The organism is Streptomyces cyaneofuscatus, from assembly GCF_000718135.1.
Classification (GTDB): Bacteria; Actinomycetota; Actinomycetes; order Streptomycetales; family Streptomycetaceae; genus Streptomyces; species Streptomyces cyaneofuscatus.
This window is the reverse complement of the sequence record NZ_JOEM01000002.1, coordinates 250,043-269,423: the sequence shown is the minus strand read 5'-3', so window position 1 is coordinate 269,423 and position 19,381 is coordinate 250,043. Positions and strand designations below refer to the sequence as shown.

17 protein-coding genes are annotated in these 19,381 nt (G+C 72.3%); 7 read left to right on the top strand and 10 right to left on the bottom strand.

Features of this window, described 5'->3' with window-relative positions:
* Positions 1–6 precede the first annotated feature (6 nt).
* Entirely contained in the window at positions 7–687 is a 681-nt protein-coding gene (locus IF17_RS0105050; RefSeq protein WP_030562549.1) for an ABC transporter ATP-binding protein, read from the bottom strand.
* Entirely contained in the window at positions 684–1,775 is a 1,092-nt protein-coding gene (locus IF17_RS0105045; RefSeq protein WP_030562547.1) for an ABC transporter permease, read from the bottom strand. The genes IF17_RS0105050 and IF17_RS0105045 overlap by 4 nt, the downstream gene beginning before the upstream one ends.
* A gap of 110 nt (positions 1,776–1,885) precedes the next feature.
* Here IF17_RS0105045 and IF17_RS0105040 point away from each other — a divergent pair, with 110 nt between their 5' ends.
* A complete protein-coding gene (locus IF17_RS0105040) occupies positions 1,886–3,121 on the top strand; it encodes a sensor histidine kinase (RefSeq protein ID WP_030562545.1) in 1,236 nt (411 codons plus the stop codon).
* Complete coding sequence (locus tag IF17_RS0105035) at positions 3,118–3,762, top strand: response regulator (protein WP_030562543.1); 645 nt, start codon at positions 3,118–3,120, stop codon at positions 3,760–3,762. The genes IF17_RS0105040 and IF17_RS0105035 overlap by 4 nt, the downstream gene beginning before the upstream one ends.
* Before the next feature lie 27 nt (positions 3,763–3,789).
* Here the strand turns inward: IF17_RS0105035 and IF17_RS0105030 are convergent, their stop codons facing one another.
* A complete protein-coding gene (locus IF17_RS0105030; RefSeq protein ID WP_030562541.1) occupies positions 3,790–4,104 on the bottom strand; it encodes a DUF5955 family protein in 315 nt (104 codons plus the stop codon).
* 191 nt (positions 4,105–4,295) lie between these two features.
* Between IF17_RS0105030 and IF17_RS0105025 the strand changes: the two genes are divergently transcribed.
* Both IF17_RS0105025 and aceB read left to right on the top strand, forming a co-directional pair.
* On the top strand, positions 4,296–4,901 hold the full coding sequence (locus IF17_RS0105025; protein WP_030562539.1) for a nucleotidyltransferase family protein: 606 nt from the start codon (positions 4,296–4,298) through the stop codon (positions 4,899–4,901).
* A gap of 249 nt (positions 4,902–5,150) precedes the next feature.
* The gene (gene aceB, locus IF17_RS0105020) at positions 5,151–6,770 is read left to right on the top strand and encodes a malate synthase A (RefSeq protein WP_030562537.1); all 1,620 of its coding nucleotides are present in this window, start codon (positions 5,151–5,153) and stop codon (positions 6,768–6,770) included.
* A 120-nt stretch (positions 6,771–6,890) separates the two neighbouring features.
* Here the strand turns inward: aceB and IF17_RS1000000140100 are convergent, their stop codons facing one another.
* The 3 genes from IF17_RS1000000140100 to IF17_RS0105005 form a co-directional block, all read right to left on the bottom strand.
* Positions 6,891–7,019 (bottom strand): hypothetical protein, encoded by a 129-nt coding sequence (locus IF17_RS1000000140100; RefSeq protein WP_275406329.1) that lies wholly within the window; start codon positions 7,017–7,019, stop codon positions 6,891–6,893.
* 10 nt (positions 7,020–7,029) lie between these two features.
* On the bottom strand, positions 7,030–7,344 hold the full coding sequence (locus IF17_RS0105010) for an RNA polymerase sigma factor (protein ID WP_244890412.1): 315 nt from the start codon (positions 7,342–7,344) through the stop codon (positions 7,030–7,032).
* Positions 7,345–7,534: 190 nt separating this feature from the next.
* Entirely contained in the window at positions 7,535–8,140 is a 606-nt protein-coding gene (locus IF17_RS0105005; RefSeq protein ID WP_032771755.1) for an SMI1/KNR4 family protein, read from the bottom strand.
* A 397-nt stretch (positions 8,141–8,537) separates the two neighbouring features.
* Here IF17_RS0105005 and IF17_RS0104995 point away from each other — a divergent pair, with 397 nt between their 5' ends.
* A complete protein-coding gene (locus tag IF17_RS0104995; RefSeq protein ID WP_157851123.1) occupies positions 8,538–9,233 on the top strand; it encodes a hypothetical protein in 696 nt (231 codons plus the stop codon).
* Positions 9,234–9,317: 84 nt separating this feature from the next.
* On the opposite strand, the gene IF17_RS0104990 is transcribed toward IF17_RS0104995, so the two are convergent.
* From IF17_RS0104990 to IF17_RS0104980, 3 genes are all read right to left on the bottom strand, one after another.
* The gene (locus IF17_RS0104990) at positions 9,318–14,306 is read right to left on the bottom strand and encodes a DUF3320 domain-containing protein (RefSeq protein WP_030562529.1); all 4,989 of its coding nucleotides are present in this window, start codon (positions 14,304–14,306) and stop codon (positions 9,318–9,320) included.
* A gap of 227 nt (positions 14,307–14,533) precedes the next feature.
* Positions 14,534–16,072, bottom strand: coding sequence for a YfcC family protein (locus IF17_RS0104985; protein ID WP_051883886.1), 1,539 nt, complete (start codon positions 16,070–16,072; stop codon positions 14,534–14,536).
* Between the two features lie 121 nt (positions 16,073–16,193).
* Positions 16,194–17,186 carry a fibronectin type III domain-containing protein gene (locus IF17_RS0104980; RefSeq protein ID WP_030562525.1) on the bottom strand — a complete coding sequence of 331 codons (993 nt, stop codon included), beginning with the start codon at positions 17,184–17,186 and terminating at the stop codon, positions 16,194–16,196.
* Between the two features lie 164 nt (positions 17,187–17,350).
* Between IF17_RS0104980 and IF17_RS0104975 the strand changes: the two genes are divergently transcribed.
* Together IF17_RS0104975 and IF17_RS0104970 are read left to right on the top strand one after the other, a co-directional pair.
* Positions 17,351–17,968, top strand: coding sequence for a TIGR03086 family metal-binding protein (locus tag IF17_RS0104975; RefSeq protein ID WP_030562523.1), 618 nt, complete (start codon positions 17,351–17,353; stop codon positions 17,966–17,968).
* A gap of 244 nt (positions 17,969–18,212) precedes the next feature.
* Positions 18,213–18,590: a VOC family protein gene (locus IF17_RS0104970; RefSeq protein WP_030562521.1), complete on the top strand. Its 378-nt coding sequence runs from the start codon at positions 18,213–18,215 to the stop codon at positions 18,588–18,590.
* Positions 18,591–18,616: 26 nt separating this feature from the next.
* Here IF17_RS0104970 and IF17_RS0104965 read toward each other — a convergent pair whose 3' ends face one another.
* Complete coding sequence (locus IF17_RS0104965) at positions 18,617–19,300, bottom strand: alpha/beta fold hydrolase (protein ID WP_030562519.1); 684 nt, start codon at positions 19,298–19,300, stop codon at positions 18,617–18,619.
* Positions 19,301–19,381: the final 81 nt, after the last annotated feature.

Below are 19,381 nucleotides of genomic sequence, written 5' to 3'. Positions count from 1 at the left end.
GGGGGTTCAGACCTGCGCCGGTACGGTCAGCCGCCCGTCGTCCATCGTCACCGTGCGGTCCATCCGGTCCAGGTGCGCCCGGTCGTGCGTGACAAGCACCGTCGCGGTGGCGCGCTCCCTGGTCAGGGTGACCAGCAGGTCCAGGACCGCCGCCCCTCGCTCGTGGTCGAGGGCGCTGGTCGGCTCGTCGACGAGGAGCACGTCGGGCTCGTTCATCAGGGCGCGGGCGATGTTGATCCGCTGGCGCTGACCGCCCGAGAGCTGGTGCGGCCGCCGGTCCGCCTTCTCCGCCAGGCCCACCGCGTCCAGCAGCTCCAGCGCCCGGCGGCGGGCCTCCCGGGTCCGGCCGCCCGACAGGTGGGCCATCACCTGGAGCTGCTCGGCGGCGGTGAGCGAGGGCAGCAGGTTCGGCTGCTGGAACACGATCCCTATGTGCTCCCGGCGCAGGGCCGCCCGCGCCGCCGGGGTCAGCGGCCCTGTCCGCGTACCGGCCACGACGACCTCGCCGGAGTCCGGGGTGACCAGGGTCGCGGCGGCGGCCAGCAGGCTGGACTTGCCCGAGCCCGACGGCCCGACGACGGCGGTGAGCGTGCCCGCCGGAACCTCCAGCGAGACCCCGTCCAGGGCGGTGAGCCGGCCCTCGCCGTCCGGGTAGGTGAGGGTCACGTCGGTGAGGATGAGCGTCATCGGGCACTCCCGAGTGCGGTGAGGGGGTCGACGGCGGTGATCCGCCGGATGGAGAGGGCGGCCCCGAGGGCGCCGAGGGCGATCATGATCGCGGCGGGGACCAGGACGGTCGCCGCGTCCAGCACGAACGGCACCGGCCCCCCGCCGATCAGCACCCCGGCCCCGGCGGCGAGCGCGGTCCCGAGCCCCGTACCGAGGGCAAGCATCACCACGGCCTGCCCGAGGGCGTCGCGCAGGAGGTACGGGGTGGAGGCGCCGAGCGCCTTGAGTACGGCGACGTCGCCGCTGCGCTGGATGGTCCAGACAGTAAAGAAGGCGCCGATGACGAGGGCGGAGATGGCGAAGAGGAAGGCGCGCATGAGTTGCAGCGAGCCGTTCTCCGCCTGGTAGGAGCCGATCGCGGTGAGGGAGTCGTCGAGGGAGAGCGTGCGGGTCTCCGCCGCCTCGTCCCCGGCCGCCAGGTCGGCGCCGGCGGTGGTGGTCAGGGCGATGACGGTCGCCTGTTCGGCGGGGCCCGCGCCGTCGTGGCCGATCTGCTGCCAGTCGTCGAGCGTCGTCCAGACGACGGGCGTGTGGCTGTACGAGGCGTCGCCCGCGACGGCGGCGACCTCCCGCTCGGCCCGGCCGAGCGCGATCCTGTCGCCGGGGGCGGCGCCGAGCTCCTCGGCGGCCTTCTCGGAGAGCACGACGCGCCCCGGACCGATGCCTTCCGGCGCTTCGGGTGCGAGCGTCCCGTCCGGTTCGACGCCGAACGCCGACACCGGGGCCGTACGGTCACCGGGGGCGGTGGCGTTCAGGGTCCGGATGCCCAGCGGCTGGGCGGCCTCGACCCCCGGGCGGTCGGCCCAGGCCCGCCAGTCGTCCTCGCGGACGGTCGAGTTGGTGAAGGAGACCGACTGGTCCCCGCGCGGGGCGGCGAACGCGAGGTGGTCGGCGTCCAGACCGGTGACGGCCGAGACGTTCTCCCGGGCCAGGCCGGCCGTGAGGCCGGACAGCAGGCCCACGAGCAGCGTGATCAGGACCACGACCGACCCCATGAGCGCGAACCGGCCCTTGGCGAACCGAAGGTCTCTCCATGCGACGAACATGGGTCCATCGTCGGTGGTCCGGGGCACGGAAACATCGCGCGGGGGACGGTTCACAGATCAACCTTTCGATTGACCGGCCGCGCGAGAGCCGCCGCTACGCTGGACGGACCATGGATTCGCGTTCGCACACCCCCGTCACCGCTGCCCTGCGGCTCTGTCTGCACGCGCTGCTGACGGGCCTGCTGGCGCTGGTGGCGGTGCGCGCGGTGGGCGAGGGCGCGCCGCACGCGGGGGCGGTGGTGACGCTGACGCTGGTGACGGCGGGGGTGTACGGGGCGGGGGTGCGCGCCACCTTCGTACGGAAGTCCGTACGACAGCGGGCGTCCATCCGCCCCGGGTCCAGGGCGGCGGCCCTCTGGCTGGCCGCGCTCTGCGCCCTCTGGCTCGGGCTGCTCGTCCTCTCCCCCGACGCCCTGTGGGTCGCCTTCCCGCTCTACTTCCTCCAGCTCCACCTGCTGCCGACGCGCTGGGGCGTGCCCGCCGTCGTCGTCACCGCCGCCGCCGCGATCACCAGCTTCGTCGTGCACCGGCAGGAGATCGCCCCGGGCGCGTTCATCGGCCCGCTGCTCGGTGCGGCCGTCGCCATCGCCACGGTCCTCGGGTACGACGCGTTGTTCCGCGAGAGCGAGCGGCGGCGCGAGCTGATCGTGGAGCTGGTCGCCACCCGGGCGGAGCTGGCCGAGGCGGAGCGTACGGCGGGCACCCTCGCCGAGCGGGAGCGGCTCGCCCGGGAGATCCACGACACCCTCGCCCAGGGCCTCTCCAGCATCCAGCTCCTGCTGCGCGCCGCCGAGCGCACGCTGCCCGGGGACGCGCCCGCCGCCGCGCATGTCCGCGCCGCCCGGGAGGCCGCGCAGGCCAACCTGGCCGAGGCGCGTTCCTTCGTACGGGCGCTGACGCCGCCGGACCTGGAGCACGGTTCGCTGGCGGCCGCGCTGGAGCGGCTCTGCGCCCGGACGACCGGGCCGGACCTCACCGTACGGTTCGCGGTCAGCGGTACGCCGGTGGGGCTGCCGACGCCGTACGAGGTGGCGCTGCTGCGGACCGCCCAGTCGGCGCTGGCCAACACGGTGCGCCATGCGCGCGCGGGCCGGGCGGAGATCACCCTGAGCTTCATGGACACGTCCGTGGCGCTGGACGTGGTGGACGACGGGCAGGGCTTCGACCCGTCGGGCGCACCGGTGGCCGAGCGCGGCGACGGCGGTTTCGGGCTGCCCGCGATGCGGTCGCGGGCGGCCACGCTGGGCGGCACGCTGAGCGTCGAGTCGGCGCCGGGCCAGGGCACGGCGCTGGCGGTCACGCTGCCGGTGGCAGGCCCGGTCCAGAAGGAGGAGCGTGCCGCGTGAGTGAGGGGAACGCCATCCGGCTGCTGCTCGCCGACGACCACCCCGTCGTACGGGCGGGTCTGCGCGCGGTCCTGGACACCGAGCCGGACTTCCGGGTCGCGGGCGAGGCGGCCACCGCCGAGGAGGCCGTGGCGCTGGCGGCGGCGGGCGGCTTCGACGTCGTCCTGATGGACCTCCAGTTCGGCCCGGGCCCCGGAATGCACGGCTCCGAGGCCACGGCGGCGATCACCGCCGTCCCCGAGAGCCCTCGCGTCCTGGTCCTCACCACGTACGACTCCGACGCCGACATCCTGGCGGCCGTCGAGGCGGGCGCGAGCGGCTATCTGCTGAAGGACGCGCCCCCGCAGGAGCTGGCCGCCGCCGTGCGCACGGCGGCGGCGGGCCGTTCCGCGCTCGCTCCTTCGGTGGCGCACCGGCTGATGGACCGGATGCGTACGCCCGCCGAGGCGCTGACGCGGCGGGAGCTGGAGGTGCTGCAACTGGTCGGGGAGGGCCTGTCGAACCTCCAGATCAGCAAGAAGCTGTTCCTGAGCCAGGCCACGGTCAAGTCCCACCTGGTGCACATCTACGCGAAGCTGGGCGTCGACTCCCGTACGTCGGCGGTCGCGGCGGCGACGGCCCGCAGGCTGATCCGCCGCTGAGGCCACCCGAGGCCGAGGGGCCCGGCCTCACCCGCGCGGCGGCTCCCCGAAGAGGTCCACCGCGTTGCGTACGTCGCGCAAGGCGGCGGCGAGGGCGCTGACCGAGCCGATGGACCCCGCGAGCAGCAGCAGCGAGCTGCGCATGCGCGGGATCTCCGGGACCCCGCCGACCGCCATGGCGTCGAGTGCCGCGAGCTCCTCCTCGGCGATGGGCCGGTCCGGGAATTCCAGGGAGAGTGAGGCCAGTTCTCGGCGGAGCCGGGAGACGGCTATGCGCAGCTCTGCCACCCTCGGGTCCTCGCCGCTGCCGGTGACCCGCTTCTGCCCCACGCTTCGCAACACAGCACTCCCCCTCGCACATCCTTGTGCCGGTGTGGCCCCCGAACCCCGGGGCGGTGGCCAAGTACCGGGGCTCGCCCGCAAGTTAACGCCATGACAGGCTGTGCGCGCCAGCCCACGGAAAGAAATCAGGGTTACCCCTGAGAGTGACATGCGTGTCGCGTGTGCGAACGGCTCGGTGGTATCCAGGGCTCATGGCTTCTCATGCGAAGAATCCCAAGGTGGCGGGGGTGCTGCTCGCCGCGGGCGGCGGCCGGCGGCTCGGCGGCCGCCCCAAGGCCCTGCTGGAGCACCGCGGCCGCCCCTTGGTGGAGCACGCCCTGCGGGCCCTGCGCAACGGCGGCTGCGGCCCGCTCCATGTGGTGCTGGGCGCGGCGGCCGACGAGGTGCGCGCCCGGGCCGATCTGACGGGGGCAGCGGTGACCGTGAACCAGGGGTGGGAGGAGGGCATGGGCTCCTCGCTCCGGCTGGGCCTGGCCGCCCTGAGCGGTACGGGGGCGGACGCGGCGCTCGTCCTGCTGGTGGACCAGCCGGGGATCGGCGCGGAGGCGGTGGCGCGGGTGCGTCTGGCGTACCGGTCGCGGACGAGCCTGGTGGCCGCCGCGTACGACGGGGAGCGCGGCCATCCGGTGCTGTTCGGGGCGGACCGGTGGGCGGACATCGCGGCGGGGGCGGTGGGCGACCAGGGCGCGCGGGCGTATCTGCGGGAGCACCGCGATGCGATCACGCTGGTGGAGTGTTCGGATGTGGCGCAGGCGTACGACATCGACACGGCGGAGGACCTGGGCCATCTGGAGTGACGTGGACCAACCCTGAGTGGCCGCCCTGGCACGCTGCGCCGCCGGCACCCCGTTTCTGTCGACCCGGAGAATCTCGACATCAACAAACCATTGAACTTCCACCATGAGGAAACTACTATCCACTGGTCAGAAGCCCTCTGAACCTCAGACGGCACCCACGGCCGTATCTCGGAGCCCATGGCACGCCGTGCCGTCTCAGGCGACCCGGCGGCCATGAGACGCCGCCGCCCGCTGAAGGAGTGACAGCTCATGTCCGCACCAGCGCCGTCCACGCTGGCCATCGTCGATGCCGAGCCCCTGCCCCGGCAGGAAGAGGTCCTGACCGACGCGGCCCTCGCGTTCGTGGCCGAGCTGCACCGGCAGTTCACGCCGCGCCGCAATGAGCTGCTCGCCCGGCGCACCGAGCGCCGCGCCGAGATCGCCCGCACCTCCACGCTGGACTTCCTGCCCGAGACGGCGGCGGTCCGCGCGGACGACTCCTGGAAGGTCGCGCCCGCCCCGGCGGCGCTGAACGACCGCCGGGTGGAGATCACCGGTCCGACCGACCGCAAGATGACGATCAACGCGCTCAACTCGGGCGCCCGCATCTGGCTCGCCGACTTCGAGGACGCCTCCGCTCCCACCTGGGAGAACGTGATCCTCGGCCAGCTCAACCTGACCGACGCCTACGAGCGCCGCATCGACTTCACCGACCCGAAGTCCGGCAAGTCGTACGCGCTGAAGCCCGCCGACGAGCTCGCCACCGTCGTCACCCGCCCGCGCGGCTGGCACCTGGACGAGCGCCACCTCCAGCTGGACGGCACCCCCGTGCCCGGCGCGCTGGTCGACTTCGGCCTTTACTTCTTCCACAACGCCCAGCGCCTGATCGACCTCGGCAAGGGCCCGTACTTCTACCTCCCGAAGACGGAGTCGCACCTGGAGGCCCGCCTCTGGAACGACATCTTCGTCTTCGCCCAGGACTACGTCGGCATCCCACAGGGCACCGTCCGCGCGACGGTCCTGATCGAGACGATCACCGCCGCGTACGAGATGGAAGAGATCCTCTACGAGCTGCGCGACCACGCCTCCGGGCTGAACGCCGGCCGCTGGGACTACCTCTTCTCCATCGTCAAGAACTTCCGTGACGGCGGCGCCAAGTTCGTCCTGCCGGACCGCAACGCGGTGACGATGACCGCCCCGTTCATGCGGGCGTACACCGAACTCCTGGTCCGCACCTGCCACAAGCGCGGCGCGCACGCGATCGGCGGCATGGCGGCCTTCATCCCCTCGCGCCGCGACGCCGAGGTCAACAAGGTGGCCTTCCAGAAGGTCAAGGCCGACAAGGACCGCGAGGCGAACGACGGCTTCGACGGCTCCTGGGTCGCCCACCCCGACCTGGTCCCGATCGCGATGGCCTCCTTCGACGCGGTCCTCGGCGAGAAGCCGAACCAGAAGGACCGCCTCCGCGAGGACGTCTCGGTGGCGGCGGGCGACCTGATCGCCATCGACACGCTCGACGCCAAGCCCACGTACGAGGGCCTGCGCAACGCCGTCGCGGTCGGCATCCGCTACATCGAGGCCTGGCTGCGCGGCCTGGGCGCGGTCGCCATCTTCAACCTGATGGAGGACGCGGCCACCGCCGAGATCTCCCGCTCCCAGATCTGGCAGTGGATCAACGCGGACGTGGTCTTCGAGAACGGCGAGCACGCCACCGCGGAGCTGGCCCGCAAGGTCGCCGCCGAGGAACTGGCCGCGATCCGCGAGGAGATCGGCGAGGAGACCTTCACCGCCGGCAAGTGGCAGCAGGCCCACGACCTCCTGCTCCAGGTCTCCCTGGACCAGGACTATGCCGACTTCCTGACGCTGCCCGCGTACGAACAGCTGCGCTGACCCGAAGCGCGTGAACGAAGCGCCGCCCCGCCCCGCCCCCGGTACCGCACAGCACCGGGGACGGGGCGGTCCGCTGCCCCCTGGCCCTCCTTGGCGCCGGCTGACAGGACAGGGGCTCGCTCACACGTCCCCCCGCTGCTGCCACCGGGGCACCCGCGCCGCGGGCATGACCCGCTCGCCTTCCTGCCCCGCCTCGTCCCCGATCAGGTGGAGCGCCCTCCGCAGACGCTCCTCGTCGAATTCGGTCACCGGTGTCACCTCAGATCACCTCCTTCTCCTGGAGTCGTCTGCGTAACGCGGCGACCGTGCTGTGAAGGCGGCTCTTGACCGTTCCCTCGGGGATCTCCAGCAGCTCCGCGATGGTGCTCACCGGAAGGTCGGCGTAGAAGCGGAGCGAGACCATCTGCCGCTGGAGAAGGGACAGGGAGTCCAGTTCTCCGGCCACCGCGATGGCCCACACCCGGTGCTCCTCGGAGATCTCAGGCGGGCGACGCGCCCACCGGCTCACCAGCCGTTCACGCAGTGCCTCGTCATGGGCCCGGCCCCGGTGCCAGTCGCACGCGACCCGCGACACGACCACCGCCAGCCATGCCCGCGGATCACGGATGTCCTGCGCCCCGGGGGCGGCAGCATCAACAGCCCCGCAGATGCGCGCTGCTGCCCCGGCCCGGCAACCGATGCTCCAGCACGCGCAGATGGCTCACAAGGGCATTGATGTAAGAAGCAGTTGGGGTTCCAGTTACGGAAGAGGGGAGTGAGGCCCCTCACCCGAACCCGTAGCGCCGGTTCATCTCCCGCATGTCCCAGGCCAGGACGAGGTCCGCGTCCGGCTCGCGCCACTCCAGGAACCCGTCCTCGTCGACGTACGGCTCGTACGCACCCCAGAGGCCGTCCTGGAGCCCCTGGGCCGTCGACTCCAGGAACGCCCCGAGCGACGTCGGCGTCCCGTCCTCGGGGAACGATCCGCCGCCGTCCTTCGCGTGGTCCCCGATCCGGCCGAAAGGAGGCCCGGGCGTCTGGCTGAGGAAGAGGCTGTTCCCGCATCCGTCGTCGGCGAGGGGAATCCAGCGCGCGTCCCACCAGGTGGGCTCTTCCGGGCTCCGCGCCTGCTCCGCCCGCCGGTACGCGCGGTACTCCGTCACGATCAGGCGGGTGCCATGGAGCCGGTGAAGGGGCGGGAGGACGAACGCTCCTGACCCGTCGTGCCGCGCCAGCGAGGCCGTCAGTTCGGGCGGGAACGCGCAGCCGATCGCGTCCTGTGCCGCCCGGATGTCGTCGGCGCCGGCCGGAGGCGGGAGCTCCGCTTGGGTGGCGGGGGCGTTGGCGCGGAGCCAGTCCTCGATGCGGTCCCATGCCTCGTCGACGGTCATGGCGACAGCCTCGCGGAGGGCGTACGGGCGCCGCAAGAATCCCACCGGGACAACGGCCCTTTATCCCGGCCCCCACGTGATACGAGAGGGTTCCCTCGGTCGGCCTGGCCGGGACGGGTGCAGAAGGGGAGCGCACGGAGCGTGTGGCGACGACAACGGCCGAGCATCCGACGACCGGTGGGGCGAACTGTTCCCCCTCCTCGTGACGGGGCGAGTTCCGGCGCACCGGACGCTTCCGGCGAGCCGGCGGAGACGGCCGCCCTGCCGGTCGAGCCGTTCAACCGCCGGATCGAGGTGCTCATCGCGGTCATGGACCGTCATGACGAGAAGGGGCTCGCGGCACAACTCCTGGAGAGGTCCGTATCCTCAAGCAGCCCGGCCGCCCTTCCGTATCATCGTGTGCGGGCTGATCCGCCCTGTAGGCCGTCAGCTCACCGGTCGTCAGCCCAGCGACCGGCAGCAGGACCAGCCGCCGATCGTCGTCGTCGCCTGGGGCACGGCATCCGTCGTCGGCTGCGCGGCTCCCGGTCTGGTGCTCGCTCCGGCAGCGCCAGGGCCTCCCGGGCAAGCCCCACGCATCCGCGCGTACGCGGTGGGCGGCTGGAGCGCTCTCGCTTTCGTCCTGTACGGACTCGGGTACGCCCTCGTCCACTCCTGGTTCAGCAGGAACGCCAACTGGGCCGTACCGGCCCTCGTTCCCGCACTCGCCCTGACCCTGCCCTGGTCCGGCGGACTGCTGCACACGATGTACCTCCAAGCCGGCTTCGGCGTTCCCTCCGACACCATCCATGTCTCGGCGTGCTCGAGCTACGCGGCCTCCCTCAAGCCGGTCGGCCTCGCGCTCGAGCTCGCGGCCGTGGTGCTGGCCCTGGCCGGATGGATGCGCCCTTACCACCGGTGGGTCCACGCGCGGGGCATGGTCAGGATCGGTGTTCCTCTGATGAGCCTCTTCGTCATCGGCATCTCACTGGCAGCCGGACTCGCCGGAACGGAAGCCTCGGCGAACCGTGCGCGGACCGCCGCGACGGCGGGCACAGCGCCCCCGCCGTACTGCCACCACGCGCCCTCTGCTCACCTCCGGCACGTCCGGTGATCGCGTATGGCTGTGACGGGCCGGACCGGGGCGGCCCGGGCCGCCCCGGACATCGCCACCGCCGGCGGCGCCCGCCCGTCTCCCTCACCCGCTCGGGGTGTCTCCGCGCACAGCGCTGATGCGGTCAGGCCCGCCCTGGAATCGACCCTGTCGGTACAGCTCCGTGATGTCGCTCTCCAGGGCGGTCCGGATGTCGGCCCCCGTCCTGCGCCATCCGAAGAACTCGCAGGCTTGCCTGATCAGTTCGTCCTGTGACATCCCAGGGCATTCGGCTGCCAGCTCGGTCAGGGCGAGCCGGCGCTCGGCGGGGGCGATGAGCGTGACCTTGCGCGCGGTCTCTCCGGCTTGCGGCGTGCGTGCCGTGGCAGGGGTGTGCCCGGCGGCCCGGTAGAAGCCGTCGTCACAGGCAAGGCTTCGCGAGCGGACGAGTTCCTGTGCTGCGGTGCGCACGTTGTCGCGAATGCGGTTCCCGGCCCGGGCGACGCCCCATGCCTCACGGGCCCGCTGCACCAGCAGGTCCTCGTGGACAGGCCCCTCGACGGCGACGATCTGGGTGAGGGCGCTCCTCAGCTCCCTCCTGGCCTCCGGCGTGTGCAGTTCATGAGGGGAATCGACCGTGATCCGGCAGGCCTGGTAGGGAGCGCTCCACTCGCGGCGCGGCGCCCTGTCGACCGGCACTCTTTCGTACGTGATCTCGGCGGGTGCCGCTGCCTGTGCCGGCACACGCACAGCGGCCGGGTCGCCGGGGACGGCGCCGGAGCGTTCCACGCGGTCGAACGGTTCGGTGGGGCCGACAGGTGATGCGGCGACGGGGGACGGCTCGGCGGCCGGGTCGACGTGAGCCGGAGGCCGGGCGGCCGCCGCTGTCAGCGGGCCCTGGGCGATGGCCTGCTCGACCGCTTCCCTCAGCCGCAGTTCGGCTGCCGCGCGCCCCCGGTACCAGTCGGTGCCCCAGATCCGGTAGAGGCGCCACCCGAGCCCGTTCAGCACTTGTTCCCGCAGCCGGTCACGGTCCCGGGCCGCCTTGGAGGAGTGGTACATCGCACCGTCGCACTCGATCCCCAGTGCGTACGCGCCCGGGTGCTGCGGATGGCGCAGCCCCAGGTCGATGCGATAGCCGGCGACGCCGACCTGGGGCTGCACCGTGTAGCCCCACCCTTCCAGGACCGCGAGCACCGACTCCTCGAAGGGGCTGTCCGGCTCCGCGTCCGACTGGACGACGTCACGGGCCAGAACGGCAGGCCCGTTCTCCGCGTACTCCAGATAGCGCTTCAGGTGCTGGACGCTCTCGTTGGGGCTGTCGGGCAGGCTCGTGCCCCGGAACGAGGCGACGACCTCCATCCGGTACCGGGCGCGGGTGACCGCCACGTTCAGTCGCCGCCAGCCGCCGTTCTTGTTGATGGGGCCGAAGTTGAGTCCGAGCTTGCCGTGCTCGTCGGGGCCGTACCCGACGGACATGATCATGACGTCGCGTTCGTCGCCCTGCACCGATTCGAGGTTCTTGACGAAGAAGCCGTCGAGGCGGTCCTCGGTGAAGCAGTGGTCGAGGTCGGGCCGGGCCAGCCGGGCCTGCTGCACGGCGAGGTCGATGGCCGAGGCCTGTGCCTGGGAGAGAGCCACCACGCCGAGGGAGCGGCCGGGGCGGGTGTCGAAGTGGTGGAGCACCCGGGCGGCGACGTACTCCGCCTCCACCCGGTTGTCCCGGCGGCCGCCGCGGTCGTAGGCGCCGTCGGTCTGCAGGAAGGCGACGCCCACGTCGTTGCCCTCGTCGAGCGCCCCGGGGAAGGTCACCATCGAGTTCCGGTAGAACGACCGGTTGCTGAAGGTGATCAGATCCTCGTGCCGGCTCCGGTAGTGCCAGCGCAGCGGCAGCTCCCGCATGGCGCCCGCCTTGCAGGCGTGCAGCAGCGACTCGAACGAGTCGGGGACGTCCGCCTCGTACTCGTCGGACTCCTCCTCCCCCGCGGAATCGAAGAACGAGGTGGGCGGAAGCTGCTTGTCGTCGCCCGCGACGATCAGTGTCTGGCCCCGGTAGATGCAGTTGATCGCGTCACTGGGCCGGACCTGTGAGGCCTCGTCGAACACGACGACGTCGAAGTGGTAGTCCGCAGGCAGCATCTGACTGACCGTCAAGGGGCTCATCATGAAGCACGGTTTGACGGATTGCACGACTTCACGGGTGCGGCCGAGCAGTTCCCTGACGGGCATGTGCCGGGTCTTCTTCTCCGCCTCCCGGGTGATCACCGCGGCGCCTCCGCCGCCGAAGCTCCGGGGCCGCCGCTTGTTGCAGGCCTCGATCACGGCAGCGCCCGCGGCGGCGATGAGGCGGCGGTCGGCTTCCCGGTAGTCGGCCACCCTGGCATCGAGGTCGTCCGAACGGGTCGTACGCAGCCGTGCGTCCGTGGCGAGGATGCCGTCCGCCCAGGACGCGAGCACGGCCCTTTCGACGATCTCCGGCAACCGCTGCGGTTCGATGCCGCGCTCGGCCGCGCCCGCCACGAGTGCGTCGGCGCCCTGGCGGGCGAGGACAGCGATGCCGTCCCGGTACGCGTGCCACTCCTCCGGCCCGTGCGGGTCGGCGAGCAGCGCTTCGACGGCCTGGCCCGCCTGGTCGAGAGGGCCCAGCAGCAGCGGGGAGAGCTGCACCCGGCGGTCCACGCCGAAGAGGCCGAGCAGCGCCGTCACGGATGCCGACCAGCGCTCGGCCCGGCGCTCGGCGACGGCACACCAGTCGCCTAGGGCGCGTCGAGCGTTCTCCGCCAGCAGGGTGGGGAGGCGGTCGGTGTCGACACCGTCGGCGAGCTGGTCGGCCAGCAGATCGCGCCGACCCGCCTCACCGGCCAGTTCGGTGACGCGGTCGGCGGTCGCGAGCGCGTCGGTGAGGGCGGGTACGTCATCCTGGGTGCGGGGCGTGTACCGGCCGAGCAGCACGGCGTGCTCTCCGGAGAGGCGGCGCACCTCGGTTGCGGCCCGTTGCCACTGAAGGGCGTCGTTCAGACGCCCGACGAGGGACTTGGTCCAGGCACCGTCATGAGTGAGGTCCGCGACGGTCGTACGGTCGGCCTTGTACTGGGCCGAGAAGCGGGCCATCAGCTTGGCGTGCTGCCCCTCGAATCGGGCGACGAGACCGGGCAGGTCCGCCAGGTCGACGGCCTGCTCGCCGAACACGTCCTCGGCCGCCGCACGTGCTTCGGCCTCCGCGGTCAGGGCTTCCCGCAGCGCCTGCGCGGCCCGATGCGCCGCACCGAGGTTCTCGTCGTCGAACCAGTCGGCCGGCGGGCGGTTCTCGGCCGTCGTGAGGTCGGCGAGTGCGCACAGGGCGGCGGCCGCCTCACCGTCGTCCGGCTTGGGCATCCCGAACAGGTCGGCGAGTTGCGCCAGTTGACCGGAGGCGTCTTCCTGGAGCGGTGCGTCGCCCGAGCCGATGCCGTCGGGCAGCCCGACGCGCAGGGAGCGTACGGTCTGCTGAAGCTCTCGGACGGACCGGGGCTCACCCTGGGTACCGGCGAACGGGCGGCGGGCGGTCGCCGTGCGCAGGGCACCGAGGGCGTCGGACGCCTCGGTGGCGGCCTGGTGTGCGGAGGCTCCCTCAAGCCCACGCCAGGGAAAGGCGTCTCCCTCCGCGACGGGGCGCCACGCCCGGCTGACGGCTTTGGCCGCCGCGGAAAGATCTTGCAGGGCTCCGGCGCTCAGGGTCCGGACGGTCTTCGCGTTCTCCGCGGACAGGGGCAGGTGCGGTGTCCCCGCCTGCTCCAGCTGGACCAGGCGCCCGAGGACGTCGTGCAGGGTCCGCCCGAGGGGCTCCCTGACCTGGTTCATGCCCGCCGCGTAGGCGGAGAGTTCCTCCCGCAGGAGCCGGGCCCGCTCGCGTTCGTGTTCGGCGGCTCCGTTGACCCGGACCTCGGTGGTCAGGACCCGGGCCAGCTCGGTGGCGACCGCCTTCTTGCTCGTATCACCGCTGTGCAGGGCCAGCACGAAGTCGCCGAGCCCCACACCGCGCAGCCGGTTGCGCACGACGTCGAGCGCCGCCGCCTTCTCGCTGACGAACAGCACACTGCGGCCGGCGTGCATCAGGGCGGCGATCAGGTTGGTGATGGTCTGGCTCTTGCCGGTGCCGGGCGGACCGCTCATCACGAAGGACCGGTGTTCCAGAGCCGCCGCGATGCACTGGCGTTGGGAGGCGTCCGCGTCCAGCACCAGCGGCGTCCGCTCGGGCAGCTGGATCTCGTCGATCCGGTCCAGCTCCGGGGGCTCGAACCCGATGAGGTCGTCCGGCAGACCCGCGTCCGGCCCCAGGGCGACCGCGCGCACCAGGGGGTGGGCGAGGATCCGGTCCTCGTTCTGCTCCAGGTCCTTGTACATGGCCTCCCGGTGCGAGGCGAACAGACCCAGCACGACGCGGTCGTCGACCGTCCAGCCCCGCTGTCCGGCCGCGACGGTGCGGGCGGCCGCCATCAACGCCGGCAGGTCGCCGGCGTCGGTGCCGGTGACCTGGGCCCAGTCGGCTCCCAGACGTTCCGCCTTCACGGCGAGAGCGGGGTTGTGCACGCGGTCCTGGCTGTCCGCCAAGTGGAGGCGGTAGCGGCGGCCGCCCTCCTTCCGCAGCTCCACCGGGACGAGGAGCAGCGGCGCCGAACTGGTCTCGTGTGCCCCTTCCTCGCGCCAGTCGAGCATGCCGACGCCCAGCCAGAGGACCCACAGGCCGTAGTCGTTGAACATCTGCCCGGACTTCTGGCGGAGCTGGTAGAGGGCGCGGTCCAGTCCCGCTTGGGTGGTCTTCTGGGTCTCCAGTCCCGGGCGTCCGCGAGGCGCGGGCACCGCCCTGCCCTCCTCGCCTTCCAGGGCCTCCACCACCGGGTCGAACTCCCAGCCCTTGGCAAGCTCGGCCAGCAGGGGCCCGGCCCCGGGAGAGGTGATCTCCAGCGTCGACGTACGGGTGTGGCGGAAGTTCAGCAGGCGGTTGCGGCCGCCCATGTCCAGCAGCGAGGCCCGCCAGCCGTCCAGTACGGCTTTCAGCCTGTCGAGACCGGGGTCATGGGCGGCCGAGGGCACGGAACGGAGCGGTCGGGGCATGGGGCGAGTACCTCCTGAGCACGGCGCACAGGGGCATCCACGCTCACAGGTCCCCCCTGGAGGTATGTACTTATCAGTCTGCAACTACCGACACGCCATGGATGAACCACGCGATATGTATTTGTTGTGAAGAGCCAGGTGAATGGCGGGAAACAGCCAGTTCCTGGCCTGAGACAGTCATCGCTGGGCCCTGCGCCGACCCATCGCACCGGCCCGCCCAAGCCCCGTCACGTCCACACCGCCCCCAGTGCCACGAACCCGCAGATGAGCACCGCCAGGATCGCCAGCAGCGGCCAGACGAACCGCAGGTACTTGTCGTAGCCGACCTTCGCCAGTGCCACGCCGCCGATGGTGACGGCGGTCGTCGGGACCCAGAGGTTCATCCAGCCGCTCGCCGACTGCCAGGCGGTGACGACCACCGCGCGGGAGACGCCCGCGAAGTCGGCCAGCGGCGCCAGGATCGGCATCGCGAGCGTCGCGTGGCCGGAGGTGGAGGGGATGAGGAAGGCCAGGGGGAGGTTGACGAGGAAGACGATGACGGCGAAGAGCGCCGACGACGTTCCCGAGACCACGCCCTCGATGGAGTGCAGCACGGTGTCCGTGATCTGCGCGTTGTTCATGATGACGGTGACGCCGCGCGCGAGCACGATGACCAGCGCGGGAGAGATGAAGTCGGCCGCGCCCTGGATGATCGTGGCGCTGAGCCGCTGTTCGCCGAAGCGGGCGACGACGCCGACCAGGACCGCCGCGACCAGGAAGAGGGCGGCCAGCTGCGGGAAGGACCAGCCGAGTTCGAAGCCGTACGGGGTGGCGTCGGCGTCGCCCGTGAGGGCGCCGGCCCAGGGGACGACCGAGAAGATCATGAAGGCGAAGACCAGGGTGACCAGGATGAGGACGGCCTGGTGGAGGCGGGTCAGCTCCGGGGGTTCCGGCGCGTCCGCCGCGTTGTGGTCGCGGTCGCCGGGGAGGAAGCCGGAGAGGGAGCGGTCGGGGTTCCGGCGGACCCGGTTCGCGTAGCGGATGACGTAGGTGATCGTCACCGCCGTGAGGACCACCCACATGATCCCGCGCAGCACGATGCCGTCGCCGAGCGAGATGTCCGCTGCGGAGGAGGCGACTCCCGTGGCGAAGGGGTTGACCGTGGAGCAGAGCACGCCGATGCCCGCGCCGAGGATGATCGTGCCGGTGGCCACCATCCGGTCGTAGCCGAGGGCCAGCATCAGCGGGATGATCAGGCCGTAGAAGCCGAGCGTCTCCTCCGCGAAGCCCTCGACCGTACCGAGGAGGGAGAAGACCAGCATCACGCCCGCGATGAGCAGCGCTCCGCGGTCGCGCAGGCGGTGGGCGAGGCGGCCGATGCCCCGGTCCAGGGCTCCGGTGGCGAACACCACCGTGATGAACGCGCCGATGGCGAGCACGAAGAGGAACACGCCCGCGCTGCCGTACAGTTCGCCGGCCAGATCCGGGCCGACCTCGCCCGTCTCCGCGTCCTGGATCCCGTAGAGGCCGTTGACCGGGGAGAGGAAGAGGTCGTTCAGGCGGTCGACGAAGCTCTGGTCGGAGTCGACGCGGTGGTACGTGCCCTGGACCGGGGCGCCGTCCGCGTCGCGGTCGTAGGCCCCGGGCGGGACGAGGAAGGCCAGCGCCCAGACGGCCAGGGTGACGGCCGCGAGGATGGTGAGGGCGCTGGGGAAGGTGAACTTCTTCCCGTCCGGGGGCCGCTCCTCCACGTCGGCGCGTGCGCTCGGGTCTTCTCCCGGATTCATGGTGCAGCCCCTTCGGTCCCCTCGACCCCCTCGGTCCATTTCGGGATCAATGGATCATAAGGGGCGAGGGGCCGCACACCTGGGAGGCGGATGCCTGGGGGCGTCCGGCACCCCAGGGGCGTCAGTCCGCCAGGACGATCGTGGGCTGGGCCGAGAAGTCACCCCACTTGCCGTCCGGCAGCTTGGCCCTCAGCTTCACGGAGTAGCGGGTGCCCGCCGGGTCGGCGAGGTTCAGCCGGTAGGTGGCCCGGCCCTTCGGGGGCGTACCGCCCCAGACGATCGTGGTGGTCAGCTTGCCGTTCAGGTAGAGCTGGTAGGCGGGGATGACTCCGCCCGTGTCGGGCTGGTCCCAGGACAGGTCGACGGTGAACTCCGCGCCCTCCTTGCCGATCTCGGTGCGCAGTCCGGTGGGTGCGGTGCTCGCGGGGGCGCCGGGGGCGGAGGCGGTGGTGAGGTCGAGCGCGTTGCTGTCCGGCGAGGACTTGTCGGAGGCGTCGCGGGCCCGGACGGTGAAGGTGTAGACGGTTCCCGGGCGCAGGCCCGTGAGCTTCGCCTTCGTCTCGGAGGCCGGGACGCTGTGGATCCGGGAGCCCTCCTGGTAGATGTCGTACGAGGTGACCCCGACGTCGTCCTTGGACGCGCCCCAGGCGAGGGTGGCGGCCCGGCTTCCCTCGGCGCCGCCTGACAGCTTCGCCGGGGCGGTGGGGGGCGTGTCGTCCTTGGGCGGGGTGGCCTGGGTGGTGACGGGGATGGCCTTGCTGGGGGCGGAGAGGTTCCCGGCGGCGTCCTTGGACCGGACGGTGAAGGTGTAGTCCGTGGAGGCCGTCAGCCCGCCGACGTCGATCATGGTCTTGGCCGCCGGGACGCTCTTGACCTTGGCCTTCCCTCGGTAGACCTCGTAACCCGCGACCCTCTTGTTGTCGGAGGCGGGCTCCCACATGACGTGCACCGAGGTGGAGCTGCTGGCCTGTGCGGTCACCCCGGCGGGGACGGCGGGCGGCTGCGTGTCGGCTTCGGCGGTGGAGCCGCAGGCAGAGAGGAGGGGGGCGAGGAGCAGGGCGGAACAGGCCAACGCGGCAGATATGTGGGGGCGTTGCACGGTGGTGCCTTCCATCCGGACAGCAATGGTCCAGACCTGTATGACATGGCGCGGGGGTTGCCGACAAGAGGACGGCGAGGAACCTTCCGCTATGTGGCGGTGTGCGCCGCGCCCGGACCGGGCGGAGCTGGTGTCGTGCCCGGCCGATGACTTCTCGGCCGTCGCACGGTCTGCCCTGTATGAACTCCGACAGCACGCCTGCCTCCGCCCCCGCTCCCGCCCTCGACCTGGAGCCGGCCGCGCGGCGTATCACCGGCCTGCTCGACGCGATCGGCGACGACCGGCTGGGCGGCCCCACCCCCTGCCCGGACTACTCCGTACGGGAGCTGCTGGCCCACCTGAGCGGGCTGGCCGCCGCCTTCCGTGACGCGGCCCGCAAGGATCTCGGGGCGAGCACGGCCGTCGCGCCGGACGCCGCCCTGCCCGTGCTCGACGACGCGTGGCGCGATGTGCTGCCCCGGCGGCTGGAGCAGGTGGCGGCGGCCTGGCGCTCCCCCGCCGCCTGGACGGGCATGACCCGGGCGGGCGGCGTGGAGCTGCCCGGCGAGGTGGCGGGGGCCGTCGCGCTGGACGAACTCCTCGTCCACGGCTGGGACCTGGCCCGGGCCACGGGGCAGCCGTACGAGGCCGGGGAGGCCGAGCTGCGTGCCTGCGCGGCCCTGCTGGCCCCGGTCGACGACGACCCGGACCGCGGTGGCATCTTCGGCCCGCCGGTCCCGGTGCGGGACGACGCCCCGCTGCTGGACCGGGTGATCGGCCTCAGCGGCCGCCGGCCGGACTGGCGGCCGGGAGGCTGACCAGGCGGCCGGGGGGCTGACCAGGCGGCCGGGGGGCTGACCAGGGCGGCCGGGGGGGTGACCAGGGCGGCCGGGGGGGGTGACGGCGACCCCAGGGGGGGACCGGCGGCCGGGGGGCTGGGAACGCCCGGCGCGCCACACGGTTCCCTTCCGGTGCCTCGCGCACCAAAAAGTGCGTTCTTCCACGTCAAAGCCTGCTCACCTACGGTCTCCGGTATCCGCACGCGACCACGGGAGCGCAGCCATGACCATCCACAGGACCTACGCACGCCTCTGGACCGACGACCTCGACCAGGCCCTCCCGCTGCTGGAGGAGCTCACCGGCGAGCAGCCCCACCTCCGGCTGGCGTTCCACGAGGTCGCCCTCGCCGCCATCGGGAACTTCCTGGTCATCGCGGGACCGGCCGACGACCGCGCGCGGTACGCCCACGCCTCGGCCACCGTCGTCGTCGACGACCTCGACGCCCTCCAGGCCACGCTGGCGTCCGCAGGGGCCACCATCACCACCCCCGCGACCGGCGGCCCGACGGGGCGGTTCCTCTACGCCCGCCACGCGGACGGGGCGGAGGTCGAGTACGTCGAGTGGACGCCCGAACTCGTCCGCGACATCCTCCACGCCTGACCGCCGCGCGCGACCGGGGGCGCCCCTCAGCTGGTGAAGAACTCCGTGATGTGCGCGGCCACCTGGTCGGCCCGGGTCTCGTGCATGCGGTGGCCGCCGGGCACCGTGATCAGCCGGCAGTCCGGGATCAGGGAGGCCATGTCGGCCTGGCGGTCCTGCGGCATCCGGCTCTCCGGGCCGCCGGTGATGATCATCGTGGGGGCGACGATCTCGCCGAGCCCCTCGACCGCGTCCGGGCCCGGATCGGCGAGCTGGTCGCGTACGGCGGGCACCGCGTTCTCGTCGTAGTCCACCGGGCCCTCGGGGCGTCCGGCCGGGCCCGGGTCGCCGGGGAACGGGGCCGGGGTCTCGATCAGCACCAGCCGCTCCACCCGGTCGGAGTGCTCGTGGGCCACCAGCCGCGCGACGACGCCGCCCATGCCGTGGCCGACCAGGCCCACCCGGTTCAGCTCCAGCTCGTCGAGGAAGCCGACGACGTCCTCGGCCATCAGCTCCAGGTCGTACTCGTCGGGCCAGTCGCTCTCGCCGTGGCCGCGCAGGTCCAGGGCGAAGACCCGCCACTCCTGGCCCAGCAGGGGGCCGGCCGCCTCCCAGTCCGCGGCGGAACCGCCGAGGCCGTGCAGCAGCACGACGGGCGAGCCGAACGGATCGCCCCAGGTCCGGTACGCGAGGCGCACATCGCCGACATCCACAACTGACTGATCTTCCATACCCCTGACGCTACAACCGCCGGGCGCCCGTCCGCTCCACGGCCCCGGCCCCCGGCCCCCGGCCCCCGGCATGAACGGCCG